At 31.4% G+C, this 1,674-nt stretch carries 2 protein-coding genes; both read left to right on the forward strand.

Going from position 1 to position 1,674, the window contains the following annotated elements:
* Nucleotides 1-527: 527 nt before the first annotated feature.
* Nucleotides 528-1,037, forward strand: a complete 510-nt coding sequence (locus MUW74_RS03610) for a hypothetical protein (protein WP_243517894.1) — start codon at nt 528-530, stop codon at nt 1,035-1,037.
* Nucleotides 1,038-1,135: 98 nt separating this feature from the next.
* Nucleotides 1,136-1,606 (forward strand): hypothetical protein, encoded by a 471-nt coding sequence (locus tag MUW74_RS03615; RefSeq protein ID WP_243517895.1) that lies wholly within the window; start codon nt 1,136-1,138, stop codon nt 1,604-1,606.
* The last annotated feature ends 68 nt before the right edge of the window (nt 1,607-1,674 follow it).

A 1,674-nucleotide genomic window follows, 5' to 3' on the forward strand; every position in this document is an offset into this window, starting at 1 on the left:
ACAGCTGGAAAAACAGGAGCCTCTCTGCAATCCATCCCGGCAACTGTTTTTCTATTTCAGCTGTAAACTCCGCTTTCTGATCGCACTTTTTTCAAAGGGCGCGTTTTTTTCCTACCATAAGCCACAGGAGTGAACGGAAACTTTTTTAAAAATCTTGAAAATTAATTATGCAATGTAGCAGCTGAGATTGAAACATAGGATTAATCTAGTGCATTAATTTTAATTTCAAGAGCTAGTATATGGTTGGTCATAAAACTATTTTTAACGTAATTGTAACAAATTAATGACCTAATGCGACAACATTTTTTGTATATATATTATTATTTTTATAAGTTTGCATAATCCTTTTGATGAGATGGATATATTATAGCATCCATCTTTTTTTCCTTGATCTTTCTGATCAACCAATAGCCATAGCCTGATTGGGGTACATCTAATCTTTAAAAGTAGACGCTATAGCTTAGCCTACACTATAGCAATTAGATTAATTGCAATTTTAAAAAATCAAGTTTAATATATAAAATTATATGAAATATTCCTATAAAACCGCTGTATTGTATCTATCTGCATTATTATTTACTGATTATGAATGTGGTAGTAAGAAAAAAATCAAGACATCACAAGAGAAATCTGTGCATAAAGATCCTAATAACGGCAAAAAAAAACCAGAGGAGCAAGATGAAGAAGCTAGCCTAAAACAGCCTAATCTTGACAAGAAATCAGAAGAGCCAAAAGAGCATGCAGTGTCAGATACCCTAAAGAATATAGATTTTGACGACAGTCAAGAGGATGAAGAGGAAAAGAAAAAAACTGAAAGAATGGAAGAACAAATGCAAAAAATTCAAGAAGAATACAAAAAAATACAAGAAAAATTAGAAAAAATAAATAAAGAGAAACAGGAGCTAGAGGCACAAAATGCAAACATAATTAACGAAAAAAACGAAGCATTAATAGCACAGCTTGATCAAAAACATCAACAATTAATAAAACTATCTGAGGAAAAAAACGAAGAAATAGAAGAAAAAAACAAGAATTAGAAAAAATATATAAACCACAAAGGGAAGCATTCCAAAAATTATATGAAAAAAAAATACAAATAATTGATGATAAAGAGGTAATAAAATATATAAATAGTGTGCTAGCCGATGGAAAGAAAAAGAAAACACTCAACAAGCTACTCGAAGCCCCCTCTGTTCAGGATACCATAAAAGAGGTAGCAAAGTATATAAATGGTCGTAACCTTAGCTTAAAAGATTGGGCCCTCACATTACCTTACAAGGAACTTACATCGTTTACTAATTTGCTCCACAATACTACAGGACCTTTGAGTAAAGTTAATAGTTTTATTAATTTATATCTGAAAATAGATAAAGAATTAAAAAAGAATTTACCTACTTACAAGAACTCACTTGCGGACAAGCATTTACGGAAAATAGTATCTGAACATTTTGATAATATAGAGTTGCTTCTTATTGAAAAGATAAAAGATAGAATTAATGAGAGAGAAAAAGAGTCGGGTACGTTATCTGCCAATAAAAAAGCATTGAAAGAACAACTAGATAAGAAGAAGAAAAAGTTCATAGGTCTACAGAACAAATTTGGTTGAGAACGGGCATAGGGGGGTATCCATTTAGCCAATGGCGAGGCCTGTCTTTTTAAGTGTAGTAGTTGATA

This window comes from Candidatus Cardinium sp. cBcalN2, from assembly GCF_022810445.1.
In the GTDB taxonomy this organism is placed as follows: Bacteria; Bacteroidota; Bacteroidia; order Cytophagales; family Amoebophilaceae; genus Cardinium.

Coding starts and splice junctions, on each gene's coding strand:
- MUW74_RS03610 (WP_243517894.1), top strand. CDS start 528: ATGAAATATTCCTATAAAACCGCTGTATTGTATCTATCTGCATTATTA.